2 protein-coding genes are annotated in these 1,983 nt (G+C 66.3%); both read left to right on the forward strand.

What is annotated here, in order from left to right:
* The coding region (locus ACRDUX_RS01130) for a hypothetical protein (protein ID WP_526410193.1) at window positions 1–259 on the forward strand (259 nt) is incomplete at its 5' end.
* 708 nt (window positions 260–967) lie between these two features.
* On the forward strand, window positions 968–1,983 hold a 1,016-nt coding region (locus ACRDUX_RS01135), incomplete at its 3' end, for a glycoside hydrolase family 27 protein (RefSeq protein ID WP_526410195.1).

Below are 1,983 nucleotides of genomic sequence, written 5' to 3' on the forward strand. Positions count from 1 at the left end.
GGTGTCCGAAGCCGAGGCGGACGAGCTTGGTGCGGCCGTCGCTGGAGCATTGTCAGCGGCGGGGGTGGCGCCATCGGTCGGAGCGTTCGACGTCGAATCGGACGGCGACGAGTCCGAGGACGCGCCCGTGGACGAGGAGTCCGACGAGTCCGATCCTCCATCGGCGTGCGCTACCGCGGCGCCCTGTCCAGCTGCCAGGGCGGCACCGACTCCGAGGGCCACGGCCAACGCGCCGATGCGGCCGATGTGCCGGGCGTAGGTCGTCGTACCGGCCGTGACGAGCGGATCCCAAGCTGGGCCGTCGAGGCGGAAAGTCGGGTAGACGGCTTGCCCGCGCCCACCGGTTCTGCGGTGCCGTGATGCGGCGCGGACGGCACGATGATTGTGTGCTGGGGCCATGGTGGGTCCGCCTTCCGGCTCTTCAGAGATGCGAAATGCGCGACCTCCCCGCCCCGATTTCGGGACGGTGAGCGCCGCACGGCAGATAACTTACGGTCTCGTCAAATAATTTGCTAGCTAACTCATGAATTTCACGGGAAATCATTTTCAGGGCTGCGGCCGCACCCGGGATGCGGGCAGAAGAATTGCACGCAGTGGACGTGAACCGATTGTTTGCCCGCTGATCGATGCATGTCGCAGCGTTGAACGCGACATGCCCGTGACAGCTACGGAGTGATCTTGAATAGGGCGGCACAAACACCTTGAGACATCACTTTGCGGAATCGAACAGCAAACAATCACTGTGGCGTCGAAAAATAAGGCGTTAGCTGCCATACGTTCGACAGCGGTGTCGACGGACGGTCGAGTGAGCCACGGCGGCGGGCCGTTCCCGTGCTAGTTGCTAGTTGCGAGTTTGCGGTGGGCGGGCGAGGCTCCGGCCGGATGCACGATTCGCGAGGCGTCCCGCCCGCATGAACGCACAGGCGCTTCGCCGCGGCCTCACAGATCTCGGTGTCAGGATGGCCGCGTGCGTCGACTGTGCGGTCTGGTGATCTGTGTCGGCGTGCTGGCGGCATGCAGTCCGCCTGCTCCGCAACTGCGCCCCCCGCAGACGCCGCCGATGGGGTGGAACTCGTGGAACTCCGGTATCCCGCTGACCGAACAGACCGTCGAGGACACCGTCGACGCGATGGTGTCCTCGGGAATGCGGGACGCTGGCTACCGCTTCGTCAACCTCGACGCCGGGTGGGCCGCGCCAACCAGGGACGCCGATGGCCATCTGCGGGCCGACCCGGTGCGGTTTCCGCACGGCATCGCCGCGTTGGCGACCTACGTCCACGAGCGCGGCATGCTGCTCGGTATTTATCACAGTCCGTTCAACCAGGGCTGCGGTCAGGATCCGCGCATCGGCGGCGCCGGCCACGAACAGGCTGACGCAGGCACGTTCGCCAAGTGGGGCATCGACTACCTCAAGTACGACTGGTGCCGGTTGGACGCCGGGCACACCGAACAGGTGAAGTACTTCGCGGCGATGCGGGATGCATTGCGCGCCAGCGGCCGTCACATCGTCTACAGCATCAACCCCAACAGTTCCGGCAATCCCGACGCGGGCTCCGAATACGACTGGTCCCACATCGCCGACGTCAGCCGGGACGCGATGGACCTGGTGCCGGCCTGGGGGGACGATGCGCTCTGGGCCGAGGGTCTCGCCGGCGTCAGCCAGGCGTTCAATGCCGCGGGCCCGGTCGCGCCCCGCGACGGCCCGAAGCACGTCAACGACCCGGACATGCTGGTGGTCGGGATCGGGTGGAACGAGTTCGTGAACGGGCACCCCACGATGTCACTCGGGCCGCAGCGCCCCGACCTGACGGAAACCGAACAGCGCGCACACTTCTCGCTGTGGGCGATGCTGGCCGCGCCTCTTCTGGCGGGCAACGACGTGCGCTCGATGTCCGAGGGGACGCAGGCCATCCTGACCAACCGCGATGTCATCGCCGTCGACCAGGATCCGCTGGTGCTGCAAGGCCTTCCGCTGTTGAACGA

The sequence above is a fragment of the Mycobacterium sp. genome (genome assembly GCF_050701675.1).
Lineage (GTDB): Bacteria > Actinomycetota > Actinomycetes > Mycobacteriales > Mycobacteriaceae > Mycobacterium.